Origin of the sequence: Aquipseudomonas alcaligenes NBRC 14159 (genome assembly GCF_000467105.1) — a bacterium.
In the GTDB taxonomy this organism is placed as follows: Bacteria; Pseudomonadota; Gammaproteobacteria; order Pseudomonadales; family Pseudomonadaceae; genus Aquipseudomonas; species Aquipseudomonas alcaligenes.
Genome location: NZ_BATI01000035.1, coordinates 30,727 through 51,014 on the forward strand (window position 1 = coordinate 30,727; position 20,288 = coordinate 51,014).

General features: G+C 66.8%; 22 protein-coding genes. 12 read left to right on the plus strand and 10 right to left on the minus strand.

Annotated features, from left to right (window positions below):
* Nucleotides 1-10: 10 nt before the first annotated feature.
* Together gyrA and mtnA are read right to left on the minus strand one after the other, a co-directional pair.
* Nucleotides 11-2,767, minus strand: coding sequence for a DNA gyrase subunit A (gene gyrA, locus PA6_RS17820; RefSeq protein WP_021702353.1), 2,757 nt, complete (start codon nt 2,765-2,767; stop codon nt 11-13).
* A 213-nt stretch (nt 2,768-2,980) separates the two neighbouring features.
* The gene (mtnA, locus tag PA6_RS17825) at nt 2,981-4,057 is read right to left on the minus strand and encodes an S-methyl-5-thioribose-1-phosphate isomerase (protein WP_021702354.1); all 1,077 of its coding nucleotides are present in this window, start codon (nt 4,055-4,057) and stop codon (nt 2,981-2,983) included.
* Nucleotides 4,058-4,159: 102 nt separating this feature from the next.
* Between mtnA and PA6_RS17830 the strand changes: the two genes are divergently transcribed.
* The 5 genes from PA6_RS17830 (at nt 4,160) to PA6_RS17850 (ending at nt 8,807) form a co-directional block, all read left to right on the plus strand.
* Nucleotides 4,160-5,488, plus strand: coding sequence for a TRZ/ATZ family hydrolase (locus tag PA6_RS17830; RefSeq protein WP_021702355.1), 1,329 nt, complete (start codon nt 4,160-4,162; stop codon nt 5,486-5,488).
* Nucleotides 5,489-5,525: 37 nt separating this feature from the next.
* Complete coding sequence (gene ubiG, locus PA6_RS17835; protein ID WP_021702356.1) at nt 5,526-6,224, plus strand: bifunctional 2-polyprenyl-6-hydroxyphenol methylase/3-demethylubiquinol 3-O-methyltransferase UbiG; 699 nt, start codon at nt 5,526-5,528, stop codon at nt 6,222-6,224.
* A gap of 5 nt (nt 6,225-6,229) precedes the next feature.
* A complete protein-coding gene (gene mupP / locus PA6_RS17840) occupies nt 6,230-6,901 on the plus strand; it encodes an N-acetylmuramic acid 6-phosphate phosphatase MupP (protein ID WP_021702357.1) in 672 nt (223 codons plus the stop codon).
* A 30-nt stretch (nt 6,902-6,931) separates the two neighbouring features.
* Nucleotides 6,932-7,672, plus strand: a complete 741-nt coding sequence (locus tag PA6_RS17845; RefSeq protein ID WP_021702358.1) for a YciK family oxidoreductase — start codon at nt 6,932-6,934, stop codon at nt 7,670-7,672.
* Between the two features lie 208 nt (nt 7,673-7,880).
* The gene (locus PA6_RS17850; RefSeq protein ID WP_021702359.1) at nt 7,881-8,807 is read left to right on the plus strand and encodes a GGDEF domain-containing protein; all 927 of its coding nucleotides are present in this window, start codon (nt 7,881-7,883) and stop codon (nt 8,805-8,807) included.
* A gap of 56 nt (nt 8,808-8,863) precedes the next feature.
* On the opposite strand, the gene rluB is transcribed toward PA6_RS17850, so the two are convergent.
* The 6 genes from rluB to PA6_RS17880 all read right to left on the minus strand — a co-directional run bounded on the left by rluB (nt 8,864) and on the right by PA6_RS17880 (nt 13,499).
* Nucleotides 8,864-10,042, minus strand: coding sequence for a 23S rRNA pseudouridine(2605) synthase RluB (gene rluB, locus PA6_RS17855; RefSeq protein ID WP_021702360.1), 1,179 nt, complete (start codon nt 10,040-10,042; stop codon nt 8,864-8,866).
* A gap of 92 nt (nt 10,043-10,134) precedes the next feature.
* Nucleotides 10,135-10,320: a DUF1289 domain-containing protein gene (locus PA6_RS17860; RefSeq protein ID WP_021702361.1), complete on the minus strand. Its 186-nt coding sequence runs from the start codon at nt 10,318-10,320 to the stop codon at nt 10,135-10,137.
* 77 nt (nt 10,321-10,397) lie between these two features.
* Nucleotides 10,398-11,183 (minus strand): SMC-Scp complex subunit ScpB, encoded by a 786-nt coding sequence (gene scpB / locus PA6_RS17865; RefSeq protein ID WP_021702362.1) that lies wholly within the window; start codon nt 11,181-11,183, stop codon nt 10,398-10,400.
* Nucleotides 11,184-11,996 carry a segregation and condensation protein A gene (locus tag PA6_RS17870; RefSeq protein WP_021702363.1) on the minus strand — a complete coding sequence of 271 codons (813 nt, stop codon included), beginning with the start codon at nt 11,994-11,996 and terminating at the stop codon, nt 11,184-11,186.
* Nucleotides 11,993-12,625, minus strand: a complete 633-nt coding sequence (locus PA6_RS17875; RefSeq protein WP_021702364.1) for an L-threonylcarbamoyladenylate synthase — start codon at nt 12,623-12,625, stop codon at nt 11,993-11,995. The genes PA6_RS17870 and PA6_RS17875 overlap by 4 nt, the downstream gene beginning before the upstream one ends.
* Before the next feature lie 13 nt (nt 12,626-12,638).
* Nucleotides 12,639-13,499, minus strand: a complete 861-nt coding sequence (locus PA6_RS17880; protein WP_021702365.1) for a PHP domain-containing protein — start codon at nt 13,497-13,499, stop codon at nt 12,639-12,641.
* A 65-nt stretch (nt 13,500-13,564) separates the two neighbouring features.
* Between PA6_RS17880 and PA6_RS17885 the strand changes: the two genes are divergently transcribed.
* The 6 genes from PA6_RS17885 (at nt 13,565) to PA6_RS17910 (ending at nt 17,743) form a co-directional block, all read left to right on the plus strand.
* Nucleotides 13,565-14,155, plus strand: coding sequence for a septation protein A (locus PA6_RS17885; RefSeq protein WP_043216951.1), 591 nt, complete (start codon nt 13,565-13,567; stop codon nt 14,153-14,155).
* Nucleotide 14,156: 1 nt separating this feature from the next.
* Complete coding sequence (locus PA6_RS17890; RefSeq protein ID WP_021702367.1) at nt 14,157-14,456, plus strand: YciI family protein; 300 nt, start codon at nt 14,157-14,159, stop codon at nt 14,454-14,456.
* A 51-nt stretch (nt 14,457-14,507) separates the two neighbouring features.
* On the plus strand, nt 14,508-14,927 hold the full coding sequence (locus PA6_RS17895) for a hypothetical protein (protein WP_021702368.1): 420 nt from the start codon (nt 14,508-14,510) through the stop codon (nt 14,925-14,927).
* Between the two features lie 27 nt (nt 14,928-14,954).
* The gene (locus PA6_RS17900; RefSeq protein ID WP_021702369.1) at nt 14,955-15,632 is read left to right on the plus strand and encodes a response regulator transcription factor; all 678 of its coding nucleotides are present in this window, start codon (nt 14,955-14,957) and stop codon (nt 15,630-15,632) included.
* Between the two features lie 299 nt (nt 15,633-15,931).
* The gene (locus PA6_RS17905; protein WP_021702370.1) at nt 15,932-16,360 is read left to right on the plus strand and encodes a Spy/CpxP family protein refolding chaperone; all 429 of its coding nucleotides are present in this window, start codon (nt 15,932-15,934) and stop codon (nt 16,358-16,360) included.
* A 60-nt stretch (nt 16,361-16,420) separates the two neighbouring features.
* Nucleotides 16,421-17,743 (plus strand): sensor histidine kinase, encoded by a 1,323-nt coding sequence (locus PA6_RS17910; protein WP_021702371.1) that lies wholly within the window; start codon nt 16,421-16,423, stop codon nt 17,741-17,743.
* Between the two features lie 6 nt (nt 17,744-17,749).
* Here the strand turns inward: PA6_RS17910 and PA6_RS17915 are convergent, their stop codons facing one another.
* Together PA6_RS17915 and PA6_RS17920 are read right to left on the minus strand one after the other, a co-directional pair.
* Nucleotides 17,750-18,307 (minus strand): nitroreductase family protein, encoded by a 558-nt coding sequence (locus tag PA6_RS17915; protein ID WP_021702372.1) that lies wholly within the window; start codon nt 18,305-18,307, stop codon nt 17,750-17,752.
* 30 nt (nt 18,308-18,337) lie between these two features.
* Nucleotides 18,338-18,685: a YkgJ family cysteine cluster protein gene (locus tag PA6_RS17920; protein ID WP_043216954.1), complete on the minus strand. Its 348-nt coding sequence runs from the start codon at nt 18,683-18,685 to the stop codon at nt 18,338-18,340.
* Between the two features lie 147 nt (nt 18,686-18,832).
* On the opposite strand from PA6_RS17920, the gene PA6_RS17925 reads away from it, so the two are divergent.
* Nucleotides 18,833-20,287: a TrkH family potassium uptake protein gene (locus PA6_RS17925; protein WP_021702374.1), complete on the plus strand. Its 1,455-nt coding sequence runs from the start codon at nt 18,833-18,835 to the stop codon at nt 20,285-20,287.
* Nucleotide 20,288: the final 1 nt, after the last annotated feature.

Consider the following 20,288-nt stretch of genomic DNA (forward strand, 5'->3'; position numbering starts at 1 on the left):
TTCGACTCTCTCACTCTTCGCTGTTACCGGTCTCCGCGCCGTCTTCGGCCTCGGTCACCGCTTCTTCGTTCTGCTCGACGACTTCGCCTTCCAGCACTTCCAGCTCATCCTCGTCACCGCCGGACGGCTCCTGTACGCGCTCCAGGCCGACCAGGGTCTCGTCCTCGGCCAGCTTGATCAGGATCACACCCTGGGTGTTACGGCCGGCACCACGAACTTCATCGACACGGGTACGCACCAGGGTGCCCTGATCGGAGATCAGCATGATCTCCTCGCCATCCAGCACCTGCACGGCACCGACCAGCTTGCCGTTACGCTCGTTGATCACCATGGCGATCACGCCCTGGCCGCCACGACCGCGGCGCGGGTAGTCGGCCAGCGGGGTGCGCTTGCCATAGCCACGCGCGGAGGCAGAGAGGATCTGCGCGCCGGCTTCCGGAATCAGCATGGAGATGATGCGCTGGTCTTCGGCCAGACGCATGCCGCGCACGCCGCGGGCCAGACGGCCCATGATGCGCACCTTGCTCTCCTTGAAGCGGATCACCTTTCCGGCGTCGGAGAACATCATCACGTCCTTCGAGCCATCGGTGATGGCGGCGGCGATCAGCGAGTCGCCCTCTTCCAGCTTCAGGGCGATCAGGCCGTTGGAGCGCGGCTTGGTGAACTGGATCAGCGGGGTCTTCTTCACGGTGCCGTAGGCGGTGGCCATGAAGATGTAGGCGCCGGTCGGCTCGTCCTGACTGAAGTCGGATTCATCGCCTTCCTCGGCTTCCTCCACCTCGACCACCTCGGAAACCACGTCGTCGTCCTCGCTCTCCTCGTCGGCAAAGCGGGCACGCACGGCCTCCAGGTCGATCTGTAGCATGGCGGTGATGCGCTCACCCTCGTCCAGCGGCAGCAGGTTGACCAGCGGACGGCCACGCGCGGCGCGCGAGGCCTCGGGAATCTCGAAGGTACGCAGCCAGTAGACCTTGCCCTTGCTGGAGAACAGCAGCAGGGTGGCGTGACTGTTGGCGACCAGCAGGTGTTCGATGTAGTCCTCGTCCTTCACCCCGGTAGCCGACTTGCCCTTGCCGCCACGACGCTGCGCCTGGTAGGCGGCCAGCGGCTGGGACTTGGCGTAGCCGCCGTGGGAGATGGTGACGACACGCTCTTCCTCGGTGATCAGGTCGGCGATGGTCAGGTCCATCTGCGAGGCCATGATCTCGGTGCGACGGGCATCGCCGAACTCGGCCTTGACCTTCTCCAGCTCCTCGCGGATGACTTCCATCAGGCGCTCGGCGCTGGTCAGGATGCGGATCAGCTCGCCGATCTGGGTGAGGATCTCCTGGTACTCGGCCAGCAGCTTCTCGTGCTCCAGACCGGTCAGGCGGTGCAGGCGCAGCTCGAGGATGGCCTGAGCCTGCTCGGGCGACAGGTAGTACTTGCCATCGCGCAGGCCGTATTGCGGGTCCAAGTCTTCCGGACGGCAGGAATCGGCGCCGGCGCGCTCGACCATGGCCTCCACGGCGCTGGAGGCCCAGGCAGTGGCGATCAGGCGCTCCTTGGCTTCGGCCGGTGTCGGCGAGGTCTTGATCAGCTCGATGACCGGATCGATGTTGGACAGGGCAACCGCCTGGCCTTCGAGGATGTGGCCGCGCTCGCGGGCCTTGCGCAGCTCGTAGACGGTGCGGCGGGTCACCACTTCACGGCGGTGACGGACGAAGACCTCGAGCATGTCTTTCAGGTTCAGCGTGCGCGGCTGGCCGTCGACCAGAGCCACCACGTTGATACCAAACACGCTCTGCATCTGGGTCTGGGCGTAGAGGTTGTTCAGCACAACCTCGCCGACTTCGCCACGACGCAGCTCGATGACCACGCGCATGCCGTCCTTGTCGGACTCGTCGCGCAGCTCGGTGATGCCTTCGATCTTCTTCTCTTTGACCAGCTCGGCGATCTTCTCGATCAGACGCGCCTTGTTCAGCTGGTAGGGCAGCTCGGTGACGATGATCTGCTGGCGGCTTCCGCCCTTCTCCATATCCTCGACGGTGGCGCGGGCGCGCATATAGATGCGCCCACGGCCGGTACGGTAGGCCTCGATGATGCCGGCGCGACCGTTGATGATGCCTGCGGTGGGGAAGTCCGGACCGGGGATGTACTGCATCAGCTCATCGACGGTCAGCTCGGGGTTGTCGATCAGCGCCAGGCAGCCGTCGATCACCTCGGTCAGGTTGTGCGGCGGGATGTTGGTCGCCATGCCCACGGCGATACCCGACGAGCCATTGACCAGCAGGTTGGGGATCTTGGTCGGCATGACCGCCGGAATCTGCTCGGTGCCGTCGTAGTTGGGCACCCAGTCAACGGTTTCCTTGTCCAGGTCGGCCAGCAGCTCGTGGGCCAGCTTGGCCATGCGCACTTCGGTGTATCGCATGGCCGCGGCGTTGTCGCCGTCCACCGAACCGAAGTTGCCCTGGCCGTCGACCAGCATGTAGCGCAGGGAGAAGGGCTGGGCCATGCGCACGATGGTGTCGTAGACAGCCGTGTCGCCGTGCGGGTGGTACTTACCGATCACGTCACCGACCACACGGGCGGACTTCTTGTAGGCCTTGTTCCAGTCGTTGCCCAGCTCGCTCATGGCGTAGAGCACGCGACGGTGCACCGGCTTCAGGCCGTCGCGCGCATCCGGCAGCGCACGCCCGACGATCACGCTCATGGCGTAGTCGAGGTAGGACTGTTTCAGCTCGTCTTCGATATTGACCGGGAGGATTTCTTTGGCCAGTTCGCCCATGAGAAGCCTGGTTCCTTATTCTGGTGAAACCCCGTCGTACCCTTCCTGGGTCAGACCGGAGTCCGCCGTAGTCGCCCCTGCTTGGCGGCGACTCACGACAAATCAACGAGTTAAGTCGGTTATTGGCGCTATTGGAGTGGCCCGCACGGGGCCACCCGAGAACTGCCGGAGCTTACCACAGTCACCCGCCCAGACCTACCCCGCCGGGCGGGCTCAGTGCAGGCGCTTGCGACACATGAGTTGCGCCATTTTCGCCGCATCCGGCCGCTCGACCACGCCCTTTTCGGTGACGATCGCGTCGATCAGGTCGGCCGGCGTCACGTCGAACACCGGATTGACCGCATGCACCTCGGCGGCGATGCGCTGGCCGCCGACATCCAGCAGCTCGCGACCGTCGCGCTCCTCGATCGGGATGTCTTCACCCTCTTCCAGACTCATGTCGATGGTCGAACTGGGCGCCACCACCATGAAACGCACGCCGTGGTGCATGGCGTTGACCGCCAGCTGGTAGGTACCGATCTTGTTGGCCACATCGCCATTGGCGGTGATGCGGTCAGCGCCGACTATGACCCAGGTGATGCCCTCGGTCTTCATCAGGTGCGCGGCGGCGGAGTCGGCATTGAGGCTGACCGGCACGCCCTCGCCGGCCAGCTCCCAGGCCGTCAGGCGCGAGCCCTGCAACCAGGGCCGGGTCTCGTCGGCGAATACCCGCTCGACCAGCCCTGCCAGGTGGGCGGCTCGGATCACGCCGAGCGCGGTGCCGAAGCCGCCGGTGGCCAGAGCACCGGTGTTGCAGTGGGTCAGCAGTTTCTGCGGGCTGTCCTGATGCTTGCGGATCAGCTCCAGGCCCAGCTGCGCCATGGTCAGATTGGCCTCGCGGTCGCTGTCGAAGATGCCGACAGCCTCCGCCTCTAGCGCTGCAAGGGCATTTTCGCCCTCTTTCAAGCGCTGCAGGCGCTCACGCATGCGATCCAGGGCCCAGAACAGGTTGACGGCGGTCGGCCGCGACTCGGCCAGCACCTTGAAATCCTCCTCCAGCGCCGCCTGCCAGTCGCCACCGGCGGCCAGGCGTGCCCGCGCGCCTAGCACCAGGCCGAAAGCGGCGGCAATGCCGATGGCCGGCGCCCCGCGCACCACCATGCTGCGAATGGCCTCGGCCACGCCGGCCGCCGAATCGTAGGTCAACCAGGTTTCCTCGCGCGGCAGTACGCGCTGGTCCAGCAGGCCCAACTTGACGTCGCGCCATTCGATGGCCTTTACCTTCTCTGCCGCCAACAGTTTGTCGCGCATGACATCCCCAACGCCGAAACGAAAAGCCGCGGATTATAGCGAGCCGCCCTCTCCAAGGCTCAGTTATACTGCCGCGACTTTTCATTTGCCCGGACAAATGCCATGCCCGAACCGCGCCAGCAGCTCGATCTGTTGCTCCTGCCCTCCTGGCTGGTGCCCATCGAGCCCGCCGGCGTGGTGTTGCGCGAGCACGGCCTGGGTATTCGCGACGGCCGCATCGCCCTGATCGCTCCGCGCACCGAGGCGCTGCGCCATCCCGCCACGCAAGTGCGCGAGCTGCCGAACTGCGTGCTCACCCCCGGTCTGGTCAACGCCCACGGCCATGCCGCCATGACCCTGTTCCGTGGCCTGGCCGACGATCTGCCGCTGATGAACTGGCTGCAGGACCACATCTGGCCCGCCGAGGCCAAGTGGGTCGACGAAGCGTTCGTGCGCGACGGCACCGAGCTGGCCATCGCCGAGCAGCTCAAGGGCGGCGTCAGCTGCTTCTCCGACATGTACTTCTTCCCGGAAGTGGCCAGCGAGCAGGTGCACAAGAGCGGCATCCGTGCCCAGCTGACCATCCCGGTGCTGGACTTCCCCACCCCTGGCGCGCGCGACGCCGAAGAAGCCCTGCGCAAGGGCCTGCGCCTGTTCGACGACCTCAAGCAGCACCCACGGATCAAGGTAGCCTTCGGTCCCCACGCGCCCTACTCGGTCAGCGACGACAAACTGAAGAACGTGCTGATGCTGGCTGAGGAGCTGGACTCCGGCATCCACATGCATGTCCACGAGACCGCCTTCGAGGTGCAGCAGAGCCTGGAGCTGCACGGCGTGCGCCCGCTACAGCGCCTGGCCAGCCTGGGCCTGCTCGGCCCGCGCTTCCAGGCCGTGCACATGACCCAGATCAGCGACGAAGACATCGCCCTGCTGGTAGAAAGCAACAGCAGCGTGATCCATTGCCCGGAATCCAACCTCAAGCTGGCCAGCGGCTTCTGCCCGGTGGAGAAGCTCTGGCAGGCCGGGGTCAACGTCGCTATCGGCACCGACGGCGCGGCCAGCAACAATGACCTGGACCTGCTCGGCGAAACCCGCACCGCGGCGCTGCTGGCCAAGGCCGTGGCCGGCAGCGCCACCGCGCTCGGCGCCCACAGCGCCCTGCGCATGGCCACCCTGAACGGCGCCCGCGCCCTGGGCCTGGACTACTGCACCGGCTCCCTGGAGCTGGGCAAACTGGCCGACCTGGTCGCCTTCGACCTGTCCGGCCTGGCCCAGCAACCGGTCTACGATCCGGTTTCGCAACTGGTCTACGCCGGCAGCCGCAGCTGCGTGAAACATCTCTGGGTCGGCGGCAAGCAGCTGCTCGATGACGGGCGCCTGACGCGCCTGGACGAGCAGCGCATCGTCGCCAATGCCCGCGCCTGGGGCGAGCGCATCGCCGGCAAATGCTGAGTTCGTTTTCGACACCCTTTATTTTCAAGAGCACACCATGAGCAACGTCGACCACGCCGAAATCGCCAAATTCGAAGCCCTCGCCCACCGCTGGTGGGACCGCGAGAGCGAGTTCAAGCCGCTGCACGACATCAACCCGCTGCGCGTCAACTGGATCGACGAGCGTGTTGGCCTGGCCGGCAAGAAAGTACTGGACGTCGGCTGCGGCGGCGGCATCCTCAGCGAGTCGATGGCCCAGCGCGGCGCAAAGGTAACCGGCATCGACATGGGCGAGGCGCCGCTGGCCGTGGCCCAGCTGCACCAGCTGGAGTCCGGCGTGGCCGTGGAGTACCGGCAGATCACCGCCGAGGCCCTGGCCGAGGAGATGCCTGGCCAGTTCGACGTGGTCACCTGCCTGGAAATGCTCGAACACGTGCCGGACCCGTCCTCGGTCATCCGCGCCTGCCACAAGCTGGTCAAGCCCGGCGGCCAGGTGTTCTTCTCCACCATCAACCGCAATCCCAAGGCCTACCTGTTCGCCATCATCGGCGCCGAGTACGTGATGCGCCTGCTGCCGCGCGGTACCCACGACTTCAAGAAGTTCATCCGCCCGTCCGAGCTGGGTGCCTGGAGCCGTGCTGCCGGCCTGAACGTGCAGGACATCATCGGCCTGACCTACAACCCGCTGACCAAGCGCTACAAGCTGGAAGCGGACGTCGACGTCAACTACATGATCCAGACCCTGCGCGAGGACTGAGGCGCATGGCCCTGCGAGCAGTTCTCTTCGACATGGACGGTACCCTGCTGGATACCGCCCCCGACTTCGTCGCCGTGTGCCAGGCCATGCGCGCCGCGTGCGACCTGCCGCCACTGGATGAGCAACTGATCCGCGACGTGGTCTCCGGCGGCGCCCGCGCCATGGTGTCCGTCACCTTCGGCCTGGAGGTCGGCGCCGAGGGCTTCGAGGCCTTGCGCCTGGAGTTCCTCGAGCGCTACCAGCAGCACTGCGCCGTACTCAGCAGGCCGTTCGACGGCATGCCCGAGCTGCTCGAGGACATCGAGCGCGCGCACCTGCAATGGGGCGTGGCCACCAACAAACCGGTAACCTTCGCCGAACCCATCATGCAGCAGCTGAATCTCGCTGAGCGCTCGGCCGTGCTGGTGTGCCCGGATCACGTGCCGCGCAGCAAACCAGCGCCGGACATGCTCCTGCTGGCCTGCGAGCAGATGGGCATCGCCCCAGGCGATGTGCTGTTCGTCGGCGACGATGCCCGCGACATCGAGGCCGGCCGCGCTGCCGGTTGCAAGACCGCCGCCGTCACCTACGGCTACATCCACCCCGACGATAATCCGCGCCACTGGGGCGCCGATGTGGTGGTGGACCACCCCCTGGAGCTGCGCGCCGTGCTCGACCGCGCCCTGTGCAGCTGCTGACCCTTTTCACGCAACAACGAGATTCTGCCCATGTTCGACTACAGCGCCCGCCCCGACCTGCTCAAGGGCCGCGTGATTCTGGTCACCGGCGCCGGTCGCGGCATCGGTGCCGCCGCCGCCAAGACCTTCGCCGCCCACGGCGCCACCGTGCTGCTGCTGGGCAAGACCGAGGGCAATCTCAACCAGCTGTATGACGAGATCGAATCCGCCGGCCACCCGCAGCCGGTAGTCATCCCGTTCAACCTGGAAACCGCCCTGCCGCACCAGTACGACGAGCTGGCCGCCACCATCGAGGCCGAGTTCGGCCGCCTCGACGGCCTGCTGCACAACGCCGCCATCATCGGCCCGCGCACGCCGCTGGAGCAGCTGTCCGGCGACAACTTCATGCGCGTCATGCAGGTCAACGTCAACGCCATGTTCATGCTGACCAGCACCCTGCTGCCGCTGCTCAAACTGTCCGAAGACGCCTCCGTGGTATTCACCTCCAGCAGCGTCGGCCGCAAGGGCCGCGCCTACTGGGGCGCTTACGGCGTGTCCAAGTTCGCCACCGAGGGCCTGATGCAGACTCTGGCCGATGAAGTGGAGGGCGTCGCCCCGGTACGCGCCAACAGCGTCAACCCCGGCGCCACCCGCACCGGCATGCGCGCCCAGGCCTACCCGGGCGAAAACCCGGCGAGCAACCCGCTGCCGGAAGCCATCATGCCGGTCTACCTGTACCTGATGGGGCCGGACAGCCGCGGCGTCAACGGCCAGGCCTTTGACGCCCAGTAAGCCAGAACGACAGGCCGCCGGTTTTCCGGCGGCCTCCTCGCCAGCCGGCATCAGATTGCCAGCACCCGCGCCAAAGAAGCGGCAATCCCTTGCCGGAAGACGTCTGAATTTCAGCCTAAAACCCTGATTTAAAAGACTTTTATAAAGCTGGCACAGAACTCGCTATATCTCGGCTGTCAGGGCGCACCAGCGCCAGAGGTCGAGTTACATGGTTCCTCACACCCCTTCCAACACCATCGATTTCGATGCCGCCAAACTGCAACGTCTCGGCTATGCCAGCCGCGGCCAGCGCCTGCTCAAGCCGGTCAGCCTGGCCCAGCTGCGCCAGCAGCTCAGCCTGCAGCTGCAGACATCGCTGGAAGTCGATCGCATCCTTGGCCTGTTCTTCCAGGAAGTGCAGCGTCTGGTGCCGCTGAACGCTCTGAGCTACCAGCTGGCCGCAAGCGACCTGCGCCTGGATCTGGGCGAGCGCGCCAATCATTCGGCCGGCTACCGCCTGAGCCACGAAGGCGAATACCTGGGCGAGCTGACCTTCCGCCGCAACCAGCGCTTCAGCGACGACGAACTGGGCCAGCTGGAATCTCTCCTGGCCAGCCTGCTGTTCCCGCTGCGTAATGCCCTGCTGTATCGCGCCGCCCTGCAGAGCGCGCTGCGCGACCCGCTGACCGACACCGGCAACCGCATCGCCATGAACCAGTCGCTGCAGCGCGAGGTCGATCTGGCCCGCCGCAACCTGCAGCCGCTGTCGGTGCTGATGCTCGACATCGACCACTTCAAGAGCATCAACGACCGCTTCGGCCATGCCACCGGCGACGAAGTACTGAAAGCCGTGGCCACCGTCCTCAAGGACAGCCTGCGCAACATCGACATGGTGTTCCGCTACGGCGGCGAAGAGTTCCTGGTGCTGCTGTCCAACACCAGCCGCGAAGCCGCACAGATGGTCGGCGAGCGCCTGCGCCTGGCCGTGCTGGGCCTGCAGCACGTCGAGGAAGGGCGCGCTCTGGAACTCTCCATCAGCCTGGGTTGCGCCACCCTGCTGGCCGGCGAGTCGCCGGACAGCCTGCTGCGCCGTGCCGACAATGCGCTGTACGTGTCCAAGCGCGAAGGGCGCAACCGCCTGTCGATGGCGGGCTGAGAAACACCCGCCAACAAAAAGGGGCTCCATGGAGCCCCTTTTTCATTGGCTGGCGATCAGCGCTTGCGACCGAAGCCTGGACGCTGGCCATCGCCCGCCGGTGGGCGCTTGCCGGGCGCCGCCGGGCGCGGCTTGCGGGCCGGACGTTCGCTCGTCTCGCTTGCCGGGCGCGGTGTGCGCTTCTTGTTCACGTCGGCCGGGCGCTCGGCCACTGGCGTACCACGGTCACCCTCGCGACGGCCGCCGGACTCCTTACGCGGAGCTCGCGGCGCGCGCTGCTCACCGTCCTTGCGCGGCCCGCGCGGGGCACGTTCGCCACGCGTGGCATCGCGCGCCTCGCCAGCTTCGCTCGCCGGGCGCAATACGCGCTTGGGCCGCTCGCCACGCGCCAGCGGCCTGGCCGCCTTGCGCTGCAGGCGGTCGAGCTTGTCGCGCATCTTCTCGTTCATCGCCGGCAGGGCCATGGGCTTGAGGCCGACTTCCTCGCTGAGGATGTCCAGCTCGCGCTGACCCATCTCGCGCCAGCGGCCCATGGGCAGGTCGGAGGTCATGAACACCGGACCGAAACGCACGCGTTTGAGGCGGCTGACCACCACGCCCTGGGACTCCCACAGGCGACGCACCTCGCGGTTGCGGCCTTCCATCACCACGCAGTGGAACCAGCGGTTGAAGCCTTCACCACCCGGCGCTTCCTTGATGTCGGTGAACTTGGCCGGGCCGTCTTCCAGCATCACGCCGGCCTTGAGCTGCTCGATCATCTCCTCGGTGACCTCGCCACGCACGCGCACGGCGTACTCGCGGTCCATTTCGTAGGAGGGGTGCATCAGGCGGTTGGCCAGCTCGCCATCGGTGGTGAACAGCAGCAGGCCGGTGGTGTTGATGTCCAGACGACCGATGTTGATCCAGCGCCCCTCTTTCGGCCGCGGCAGACGGTCGAACACGGTCGGGCGGCCTTCCGGGTCGTCGCGGGTGCAGATCTCGCCTTCCGGCTTGTTGTAGATCAGCACGCGGCGCACGGTCTGCTGCATGTCTTCGCGCTTGAGCAGCTGGCCGTCGACGCTGATCGCGTCGCGCAGCTCGACGCGGGCGCCGAGGCTGGCGACCACGCCGTTGACCTTGACGCGGCCGTCAGTGATCCACTGCTCGATGTCACGGCGCGAGCCGAGGCCAGCACGGGCCAGGACTTTCTGCAGCTTCTCGCCGCTGGGACGGGGTTCGAATTCGGATTCGCTCATCTGGGCACCTCCCGGTGTAACTGAGGATGAAAAAGGTCGCGCATCATACGCGGATCGCCGACAGCACGCACGGCTGACTGACTATAGCCCGCTCAGCGGTGCTTGCGCCGCCCGGTCGCCTGTAGCGCCAGCAGGCGCATGTCGGCTTCGGCCAGCAGGCTCAGGCGCTCGGCCTTGTCGAGCTTCTTCCAGGCCTTGATCTCGCGCTTGCTGCGGCCGCAGCCGACGCAGATGTCGGCGTCGAACTGACAAATCTTGATGCAGGGGTTCTTGCTCATGACGGCAACCGTTCGGGGAAGGCGCCGCCAGCTTAGGCCGAGAAGGCCTCAGCTCGGGATTGAAAGTCTCAATCCCCTCAATGCAGGGATTCGCCGCTATCCAGCGTTTCGCCCTGCGCTTCTTCCGTGTCGTCGGCAGAGGACGGCAGGTCGCTGAAATCGGTCTTCAGGCCCTGCTCCATCTGGTCCAGCTCGACCAGCAGGCTGCGGAAGCTGGTTTCCTCGCGCGGCTCGGCCGGCAACTCCTCGCCCTGCTCGGCATCCACCCGCGCCTGCAGGCCAGGTGGCACCGGCAGGTCGTCGTCCAGCGCCAGCATCGGCTCCGGCTCCAGTTCGCGCAGGGCGGCCAGCGGCGGCAGCTCTTCCAGGCTCTTGAGGTTGAAGTAGTCGAGGAAGGCCTTGGTGGTGGCCAGCATGGCTGGCCGACCAGGAACGTCGCGGTAACCGACCACGCGAATCCAGTCGCGCTCCTGCAGGGTCTTGATGATCTGGCTGTTGACCGCCACGCCGCGGATATCCTCGATCTCGCCACGGGTGATCGGCTGGCGGTAGGCGATCAGCGCCAGGGTCTCCAGCATGGCGCGCGAGTAGCGCTGCGGGCGCTCCTCCCAGAGGCGACCAACCCAGGGGGCGAACTTCTCGCGCACCTGCAGGCGGTAGCCGCTGGCCACTTCCTTGAGTTCGAAGGCACGGCCCTCGCAGGATTGGCGCAACACCTCCAAAGCCTCGCGAATCTGCGCCGGCTCCGGCCGCTCGCCTTCCTCGAACAGCTCGCCCAGGCGCTCCAGCGACAGCGGCCGGCCCAGGGCCAGCAGCCAGGCTTCCAGCAGGGAGGCGAGTTCCTTGGGGTCGTTCAGGTTCATCTATTCGGCTCGGGCACGGACGTGGATAGGCGCGAAGGGCTCATTCTGCACCAGTTCCACCAGTTGTCCCTTGATCAGTTCGAGCACTGCCATGAAGGTGACAACCACACCGAGCCGCCCCTCCTCCACCGTGAACAGCGTAACGAACGGCACGAAGCCGTTGCCCTTGAGCCGCTCCAGCACCTCGCTCATGCGTTCGCGGGTGGACAGTGCCTCGCGCGTCACCTGGTGGCTCTCGAACATGTCGGCGCGGCGCAGCACCTCGGCCATGGACAGCAGCACCTCCTCCAGGCTGACATCCGGCAGCAGCTTGCGCGCCCGCGCCTCCGGCGCATCCAGGCGCGGCACGCTGAGGTCGCGACCGAGCCGCGGGATCTCGTCCAGACCTTCGGCAGCAGCCTTGTAGCGTTCGTATTCCTGCAGGCGGCGAATCAGCTCGGCGCGCGGGTCATCTTCCTCTTCTTCGGTCTCGGCCGAGCGCGGCAGCAGCATGCGCGACTTGATCTCGGCCAGCATGGCGGCCATCACCAGATACTCGGCGGCCAGCTCCAGGCGCACCGACTTCATCAGCTCGACATAGCCCATGTACTGCTTGGTGATTTCGGCCACCGGGATGTCGAGGATGTCGATGTTCTGCTTGCGGATCAGGTACAGCAGCAGGTCGAGCGGGCCTTCGAAGGCTTCGAGGAAGACTTCCAGGGCGTCCGGCGGGATATACAGGTCGATCGGCAGCTGGGTGACCGCCTGGCCGTAGACGAGTGCGAACGGCAGTTCCTGTTGCGCACCAGCCTGGCTGTCGACCTGCTCGCTCACGCCTCGTGCTCCTGGAAGGGCGTCGGGTCGCCGCAGCCCACGCGGATCACTTCCGGCTCACCCTCGGCCAGGTTGATCACGGTGGAGGCCTCCAGGCCGCCGTAGCCGCCGTCGATGATCAGGTCGACCTGATGCTCGAGGATCTGGCGCATCTCGTAGGGATCGCTCATCGGCAGCTCTTCGCCGGGCAGGATCAGGCTCACGCTCATCAGCGGCTCGCCCAGCTGCTCGGCCAGGGCCAGGGCAATCGGGTGCGCCGGCACGCGCAGGCCGATGGTGCGGCGCTTGGGGTGCAGCAGCATGCGCGGCACTTCGCGGGTGGCACTGAGGATGAAGGTGTAGGGCCCCGGCGTATGCGCCTTGAGCAGGCGGAAAGCACCGGTATCGACCTTGGCGAACAGGCCGATCTGCGACAGGTCGCTGCACACCAGGGTGAAGTTGTGCTTGTCGTCCAGCTGACGCAGGCGGCGGATGCGCTCCACCGCGCCCTTGTCGCCGATCAGACAGCCGATGGCGTAGGAGGAATCGGTCGGATAAACGATCACCCCGCCGCTGCGGAGGATTTCCACGGCCTGCTTGATCAGGCGCGGCTGGGGGTTTTCCGGGTGGACCTGGAAGAACTGGCTCATGAACTCTCCCTGCTCAGGCGGTAGTAGCGCGTGCATGGTCGAAGCGCTCCCATAGAGGAGACAGATCTTCCGGCAACGGACGGTACATGCCCAGCTCCGACCAGTCTCCCGGGGCGTGAAAATCGCTGCCGACACTGGCCAGCATGCCGAACTCGCGGGCCAGGATGGCCAGGCCACCGACCTGCTCGGCCGGCTGCAGACCGTTGACCACTTCCAATGCGTGGCCACCGGCGGCGATGAAGTCGGCCACCAGGCGCCGCCGCTTGCTGCGGGTGAAATCGTACTGCCAGGGGTGCGCCAGGCTGATCCAGGCGCCAGCCGACTTCAGGGTGCCGACGGCCTGCTCCAGGGTCGGCCAGTGCTGTTTGACGTCACCGAGCTTGCCCGAGCCGAGCCATTTGCGGAACGCCTCGGCATGGTCACGTACATGCCCGGCCCGCACCAGGAACTCGGCGAAGTGCGGTCGCGCCGGCGCATTGCCGCTGTCGCCCAGGCCCTGCTGCACTTCGCGAGCCCCCTCCAGCGCACCGGGCATGCCCTTGGCCGCCAGGCGCCGGTCTATCTCCTCGGCGCGCAGCCAGCGCCCCTGGTGCAGTTCGGCGATGGCCTGGCGCAGGGCCGGGGCGTCGGCGGCGAAGGCGTAGCCGAGCACATGGATGGTCGCCCCGCCCCAGGTACAGGACAGTTCCACGCCGTTGACCAGGCGCAGCCCCAGCCCGTCCGCGGCCTGACGTGCCTCGTCCAGGCCCTCCAGGGTGTCGTGATCGGTCAGGGCCAGCAGCTCGACGCCACGCCCGTGGGCGCGCGCGACCACCTCGGCGGGCGCGAGAACGCCGTCGGATGCGGTGCTGTGGCAGTGCAGATCGACCTTCATGGCGCGTCTTTCGTTAATAAGGTTGTTTGTTATTATGCCGCCACATCCCGCTTCTGGCTGCCGCCGTGAAACAATTCATCGATTTCATCCCGCTTATCCTGTTCTTCATCGTCTACAAGCTCGATCCCCGCAACGTCGAACTGGCCGGCCAGGCCTTCGAACTGGGTGGCATCTTCAGCGCCACCGCGGTGCTGATCATCAGCTCCATCCTGGTCTACGGCACCCTGTTCCTGGTCCAGCGCAAACTGGAGAAAGGCCAGTGGCTGACTCTGGTGGCCTGCCTGGTGTTCGGCGGTATGACCCTGGCCTTCCACAGCGAGACCTTCCTCAAGTGGAAGGCCCCGGTGGTGAACTGGCTGTTCGCCCTGGGCTTCGCCGGCAGCCACTTCATCGGCGACAAGGTGCTGATCCAGCGCGTCATGGGCCACGCCATCCAGTTGCCGCAAGCAATCTGGACCCGCCTGAACCTGGCGTGGATCGCCTTCTTCGTCTTCAGCGGCTGCGCCAACCTGTTCGTCGCCTTCACCTTCCACGATATCTGGGTCGACTTCAAAGTCTTCGGCAGCCTCGGCATGACCGTGCTGTTCCTGGTCGCCCAGGGCGTCTACCTGGCGCGCCATATCCATGACGACGCCCCCCAGCAAAGCAAGGACTGACATGCTCTACGCCATCATCGCCAGCGATGCCCCCGAGTCCCTGGACAAGCGCCTGGCTACCCGCCCGGCGCACCTGGCCCGTCTGGAACAGCTGAAGAACGAGGGCCGCCTGGTACTGGCCGGCCCGCACCCGGCCATCGACAGCAACGACCCAGGGTCGGCCGGCTTTTCCGGCAGCCTGATCGTCGCCGAGTTCGAGTCCCTGGCCGCCGCCCAGAGCTGGGCCGATGCCGACCCCTACCGTGCAGCCGGCGTCTATGCCAGCGTGCTGGTCAAACCGTTCAAGCAGGTGCTGCCCTGATCTGACCCACGACGCAGGCCCATAACAATAACTAGGAAACCGGAGTTCCCCATGCGCCAAGGCCCGCTCTACCTGTTGCTCACCACGCTCTGCGTCACCTCCGCCGTGCATGCCGAAGAGTCGCAGCCACTGGCGCTCAACCCCGTGCCGGCGGCCCAGGCCGCCACGCCGGCTCCGGCCACCGACAGCGCCAGCCAGATCGCCGCCCTGCAACAGCAACTGGCCGAGAGCCAGCGCCAGCTCGGCGAGTTGCAATCCGGCGAACGCGAGACCGCCCAGATCAGCCGCCTGCGCCAGGACAACCAGCGCCTCAAGCTGCAACTCAAGCAGGCCCAGGCCGAGCAGCCGCCGCGCCTGCTCAGCGAGCAGCAGCTGTGGTACGCCATCGGCGCCGGCACCGCGCTGCTCGCCTTCGTCATCGGCCGCCTGAGTGCCGGTGGACGGAACAAACGCCGCAGCGAGTGGGTCTGACCCGCGCCGAAACCAGACACCAACACCATGACCGACCTGCTGCTGATCGACGACGACCGCGAACTGTGCGAGCTGCTGGCCAGCTGGCTGCAGCAGGAAGGTTTCAGCGTCCGCGCCTGCCATGACGGCGCCAGCGCCCGCAGCGCCCTGGCCGAACCGGCCCCGGCGGCGGTGATTCTCGACGTGATGCTGCCGGACGGCAGCGGCCTGGAACTGCTCAAGCAGCTGCGCAGCGAGCATGCCGAGCTGCCGGTGCTGATGCTCTCGGCACGCGGCGAGCCGCTGGACCGCATCCTCGGCCTGGAACTGGGCGCCGACGACTACCTGGCCAAGCCCTGCGACCCGCGCGAGCTGACCGCCCGCCTGCGCGCCGTACTGCGCCGCAGCCAACCGCCGGCCATGCCATCGCGCCTGGAGCTGGGCGACATCAGCTACAGCCCGCAGCGCGGCGTGGCCAGCCTGGGCGAGCAGGAGATCACCCTGACGCTGTCCGAGGGCCGCATCCTCGAAGCCCTGCTGCAGCAACCCGGCGAGCCGCTGGACAAGCAGGCCCTGGCGCAGCTGGCGCTGGGCCGCAAGCTGACCCTCTACGACCGCAGCCTGGACATGCACGTCAGCAACCTGCGCAAGAAGCTCGGCCCGCACCCGGACGGCCGCCCGCGCATCGTCGCCTTGCGCAGCCGCGGCTATTACTACGCGCCCTGAGAAACTGCTCAGAAGACCGCGAGCTAGAGGTATGCAAGGCAAAGCTGGGTGAAGAAGCGCAGTTTACGAGAGTAAATGAGCATGACTCGCTGCGCTCGCCCCATGGGGCCGCACTGACGTGCGTTGGCCGCAAGCGGCCTTCTGAGCACAGCTTTAACGCAGCAGGCCCGACGCGCAGCGGGCTTCTGGGCAGGTTCGGCTTTACCCAGCCTTTACCCAGACCTGACTGCGCTTGACCTTGCCCGCCCTAGACTGGGCTCATCCGGTAACCCACCGGTTCAGAGACAAGGAGATACAGCATGCGCAAGACCCTCACCGCCCTGATCCTGGCCGCCAGCCTGCCGACCCTCGCCCTGGCCATGCCGCAAGACGGTCCCGCCCCCTGCCACAAGTCGATGCACGGCGAACACCGTGGCGGCGGCCCGCTCAAGGGCCTCGACCTCAGCGCCGAACAACGCGAGCAGCTGGGCAAGCTGATGCGCGAGCGCAAGGACGACCCGCGCGAGATCACCCAGAAGTACCTGGGCAAGCTGCCACAGGCCGACCAGGACGCCTTGAAGAAGGAGCTGGAAACCGCCCGCCTGGAGCATGACAAGGCCATCCGTGGCATTCTCACCGCCGAGCAGCAGAAGACCTTCGACAGCCGCAAGGCCGAAATGGAGAAACGCCGCGCCGAGCGCGCCGAATTCGAGGCCTGGAAGGCCGAGAAGGACAAGCGGGCGCAGTAACCGCCCGCCCCCACTCCCGCCCGGCTCATCCAGCCGGGCTTCCTGTTTTGAGGAGCCCCCATGCGTTCACTGTTCTGGCGCATCTTCGCCAGCTTCTGGCTGGCCATCGCCCTGGTCGCCGGGCTGTCCATGCTGCTGGGACGCGCGCTCAATCAGGATGCCTGGGTCATCGGCCATCACCCGGCTGTCAGTGACCTGGCGGAGCTCTGGACCCAGCTCTACGAGCAAGAGGGGCCGCAGACCGCGCAGAACTTCCTAGAGAAGCGCAAGAAGCGCTACCGGGTAGACACCCAGGTACTGGATGACAGCGGTCGCTCCCTGGTGTACGGCACCTTCCCGCCACGCGCCGCCGCCTTCGAGGCTCGCCAGGACAACCCGCAGCGGCTGCCCTGGCGCCGCCTGACCGAGGAATACGTCAGCCCCAGCAGTGGCCAGACCTACCTGTTCATCTACCGCATTCCCCACCCGGAGCTGATGGACTGGCATCGCCAGAGCCTGTTCTGGCCGCTCAGCGCCCTGGCCATCGCCCTGGTGGTTTTGACCCTGCTCAGCCTGCTGCTGACCCTCTCCATCACCCGCCCGCTGGGCCGCCTGCGCGGCGCCGTGCACGACCTCGGGCAGACCGCCTATCAGCAGCACAGCCTGGCCCGCCTGGCGGCACGGCGCGACGAGTTCGGCGTGCTGGCCCGCGACTTCAACCGCATGGGCGCGCGCCTGCAGGACTTGATCGGCAGCCAGCGCCAGCTGCTGCGCGACGTCTCCCACGAGCTGCGCTCGCCGCTGGCGCGCCTGCGCGTGGCGCTGGCCCTGGCCGAACGGGCCGGGCCGGCGGAACGCGAGCAACTGTGGGGGCGCCTGACCCAGGAGTGCGACCGCCTGGAAGCGCTGATCGGCGAGATTCTCGCCCTCGCCCGCCTGGACGCCGACCCCGGCAGCGCCCACAGCATCGAGCTACGCCCGCTGCTCGACGGCCTGCTCGCCGATGCGGCGCTGGCGGCACCGGAGCAGAGGGTGGAGCTGCACCTGGACGATGGCCCGAGCCCCCTGCAGGGCTGGCCGGACATGCTGGCACGCGCACTGGACAATCTGCTGCGCAATGCGCTGCGCTTCAACCCGGAGGGAAAACCGATCGAGGTGACGGTGACTCGCCAGGCCGGCCAGCTGCATATTGCAGTACGCGATCACGGCCCCGGCGCGCCCGAGGAACTCCTCCAGCGGCTTGGCGAACCCTTCTTCCGCGCCCCGCACCAGCAGGCGGCAGGTCATGGCCTGGGCTTGGCCATCGCCCGCCGCGCGGCGGAGCGGCATGGCGGCCGGCTGCTGCTGGCCAATCACCCGCAGGGCGGCTTCATCGCCACCCTGGAGTTGCCGCTGGCGGAATGACGCGCGTCAGCCCTGCCAGGCGCTGACGAAGTCGAGCGGTTGCAGCGCCGGGGGGGTGCGCCGCTCGCCCTCGAAGCTGCCGACATAGAGGAAGCCGACGATCTTCTCCCCGGCCTCCAGGCCGAGCCCGGCCAGCACATGCGGATGTTGCGCCAGCGCGCCGGTGCGCCAGATGGCGCCGAAGCCCAGCGCCTGGGTGGCCAGCAACAGGCTGTGGGCGGCGCAACCGGCCGACAGCAGCTGCTCTTCCTGCGGCACCTTGGGATGCTCGGCGATGCGCGCCACCACCACAACCAGCAACGGTGCGCGCAGTGGCATGGCGCGCGCCTTGTCCAGCGCTTCCGGCTTGCTGGCCGGGTCCTGCGCCTGGGCCTCGGCGAACAACTCACCCAGGCGCGCACGCGCCTCGCCGTCCACCGTGATGAAACGCCAGGGCCGCAGCTGGCCGTGGTCCGGCGCGCGCAGGGCGGCACGGAACATCAGCTCACGCTGGGCGGCATCGGGTGCCGGTTCCAGCAGACGGCCGACGGATACACGGTTGAGCAGCAGATCGAGGGCTTGCATGACCACCTCCAGAGAATGCAGAACGGCATTCTAGCCGAAGTGTTGCGGCGTCAGCGGCGGCAGCCCATAGGCGGCGCGTGCCGCGTCGCAATGCGGGTTGTGCCGGCCATCTTCCCAGCTGGCGGTGAATTCGCGGCAGGTGCTGGAGCGCTGCTCATACATGCTGCAGTGCGTGCCACAGCCGACCTCGCCGTGCAGCGCGATGCAACGCACCGGCTTGCCCGTGGTACCGCGCATGGCGACATGGTGGGGAGCGATCTGCTCGACCCACTGATCGGGCACGGTGCCGCCGGCGGACCGGCATTCGCCCCAGTAGAAGGACACGCGAAAATTGGCGCAGCAGGCACCACAACGGAGGCAAGGATGGGGTTCGGACATGGACGGGCGACTGGAAAAGCCGGGGAAGGCCGGCGACCGGGGCGCTATTCTATGAATCGGCAGGGCGCTGTGAAGCCCCCGCCGACGGATTTACAGCCCAGCCGGCGCGGGTAGAATGGCGCCCTCGTTCACGTCAGAGCGCGCCCAATGGCCCTGCCGACTCTCCGTATCATCGGCTTCATCATCGGCATCTTCCTCATTACCCTGGCCGCCAGCATGGTCATCCCCATGCTGACCCTGCTGGCCTATGAGCGCACCGACGACCTCACGGCCTTCCTCTGGTCCAGCCTGATCACCTTCGGCGCCGGCATGGCCCTGGCGCTGCCCGGTAAGCCCAAGCACGTCCAGCTGCGCCCGCGCGACATGTACCTGCTGACCACCGCCAGCTGGGTGGTGGTGTGCTGTTTCGCCGCGTTGCCGATGGTGCTGATCGCCCACATCAGCTACACCGATGCCTTCTTCGAAACCATGTCCGGCGTCACCACCACCGGCTCTACCGTGCTGGTGGGCCTGGACAAGATGTCGCCAGGCATCCTGATCTGGCGCTCGATGCTGCACTGGCTGGGCGGCATCGGCTTCATCGGCATGGCGGTGGCCATTCTGCCGCTGTTGCGGGTCGGCGGCATGCGTCTGTTCCAGACCGAATCCTCGGACTGGGGCGAGAAAGTCATGCCGCGCTCGCACATGGCCGCCAAGTACATCCTGCTGGTCTATGTCGGCCTCACCGGCCTCGGCTTCCTGGCCTTCTGGTGGGCCGGCATGACGCCCTTCGAGGCGATCAACCACTCGATGGCGTCGATTTCCACCGGCGGTTTCTCCACCTCCGACCTGTCGCTGGCCAACTGGCAGCAGCCGGCCGTGCACTGGGTGGCCGTGGCGGTGATGATCCTCGGCGGCCTGCCCTTCATGCTCTATGTCGCCTTCCTGCGCGGCAATCGCCGGGCGCTGTTCAGGGACCATCAGGTACGCGGCTTCATCGGCTTTCTGCTGGTCACCTGGCTGATCTTCGGCACCTGGCTGTGGAGCCACTCGGAGCACAGCTGGCTGGATGCCGTGCGCATCGTCGCGGTCAACGTCACCTCGGTGGTTACCACCACTGGCTTCGCCCTGGGCGACTACACCACCTGGGGCAGCTTCGCGGTACTGCTGTTCTTCTACCTGACCTTCATCGGCGGCTGCTCCGGCTCCACCTCCGGCGGCCTGAAGATCTTCCGCTTCCAGGTCGCCTACGTACTGCTCAAGGCCAACCTGATGCAGCTGGTGCACCCGCGCGCGGTGATCAAGCAGCAGTACAACAACCACAGCCTGGACGAGGACATCGTCCGCTCGCTGATCACCTTCTCCTTCTTCTTCACCATCACCATCGGCGTGCTGGCCCTGGCCCTGACCCTGGCCGGACTGGACTGGGTGACCGCGCTGACCGGCGCCGCCACGGCGGTATGCAACGTCGGCCCGGGCCTGGGACCGATCATCGGCCCGGTCGGCAACTTCGCCAGCCTGCCGGACTCGGCCAAGTGGCTGCTGACCATCGGCATGCTGCTCGGCCGCCTGGAAATCCTCACCGTACTGGTGCTGTTCACCCGCACCTTCTGGAAGCACTGAG

Bases quoted from the DNA above. Each gene is read 5' to 3' on its own strand.
- PA6_RS17900 (WP_021702369.1), top strand. From the start codon at position 14,955: ATGACCGACCTGCTGCTGATCGACGACGACCGCGAACTGTGCGAGCTG.
- PA6_RS17925 (WP_021702374.1), top strand. From the start codon at position 18,833: ATGGCCCTGCCGACTCTCCGTATCATCGGCTTCATCATCGGCATCTTC.
- mtnA (WP_021702354.1), bottom strand. From the start codon at position 4,057: ATGCGCGACAAACTGTTGGCGGCAGAGAAGGTAAAGGCCATCGAATGG.
- scpB (WP_021702362.1), bottom strand. From the start codon at position 11,183: ATGAACCTGAACGACCCCAAGGAACTCGCCTCCCTGCTGGAAGCCTGG.
- PA6_RS17845 (WP_021702358.1), top strand. From the start codon at position 6,932: ATGTTCGACTACAGCGCCCGCCCCGACCTGCTCAAGGGCCGCGTGATT.
- ubiG (WP_021702356.1), top strand. From the start codon at position 5,526: ATGAGCAACGTCGACCACGCCGAAATCGCCAAATTCGAAGCCCTCGCC.
- PA6_RS17915 (WP_021702372.1), bottom strand. From the start codon at position 18,307: ATGCAAGCCCTCGATCTGCTGCTCAACCGTGTATCCGTCGGCCGTCTG.
- PA6_RS17890 (WP_021702367.1), top strand. From the start codon at position 14,157: ATGCTCTACGCCATCATCGCCAGCGATGCCCCCGAGTCCCTGGACAAG.
- rluB (WP_021702360.1), bottom strand. From the start codon at position 10,042: ATGAGCGAATCCGAATTCGAACCCCGTCCCAGCGGCGAGAAGCTGCAG.
- PA6_RS17920 (WP_043216954.1), bottom strand. From the start codon at position 18,685: ATGTCCGAACCCCATCCTTGCCTCCGTTGTGGTGCCTGCTGCGCCAAT.
- PA6_RS17875 (WP_021702364.1), bottom strand. From the start codon at position 12,625: ATGAGCCAGTTCTTCCAGGTCCACCCGGAAAACCCCCAGCCGCGCCTG.
- mupP (WP_021702357.1), top strand. From the start codon at position 6,230: ATGGCCCTGCGAGCAGTTCTCTTCGACATGGACGGTACCCTGCTGGAT.
- PA6_RS17895 (WP_021702368.1), top strand. From the start codon at position 14,508: ATGCGCCAAGGCCCGCTCTACCTGTTGCTCACCACGCTCTGCGTCACC.
- PA6_RS17850 (WP_021702359.1), top strand. From the start codon at position 7,881: ATGGTTCCTCACACCCCTTCCAACACCATCGATTTCGATGCCGCCAAA.
- PA6_RS17905 (WP_021702370.1), top strand. From the start codon at position 15,932: ATGCGCAAGACCCTCACCGCCCTGATCCTGGCCGCCAGCCTGCCGACC.
- PA6_RS17910 (WP_021702371.1), top strand. From the start codon at position 16,421: ATGCGTTCACTGTTCTGGCGCATCTTCGCCAGCTTCTGGCTGGCCATC.
- PA6_RS17830 (WP_021702355.1), top strand. From the start codon at position 4,160: ATGCCCGAACCGCGCCAGCAGCTCGATCTGTTGCTCCTGCCCTCCTGG.
- PA6_RS17860 (WP_021702361.1), bottom strand. From the start codon at position 10,320: ATGAGCAAGAACCCCTGCATCAAGATTTGTCAGTTCGACGCCGACATC.
- gyrA (WP_021702353.1), bottom strand. From the start codon at position 2,767: ATGGGCGAACTGGCCAAAGAAATCCTCCCGGTCAATATCGAAGACGAG.
- PA6_RS17880 (WP_021702365.1), bottom strand. From the start codon at position 13,499: ATGAAGGTCGATCTGCACTGCCACAGCACCGCATCCGACGGCGTTCTC.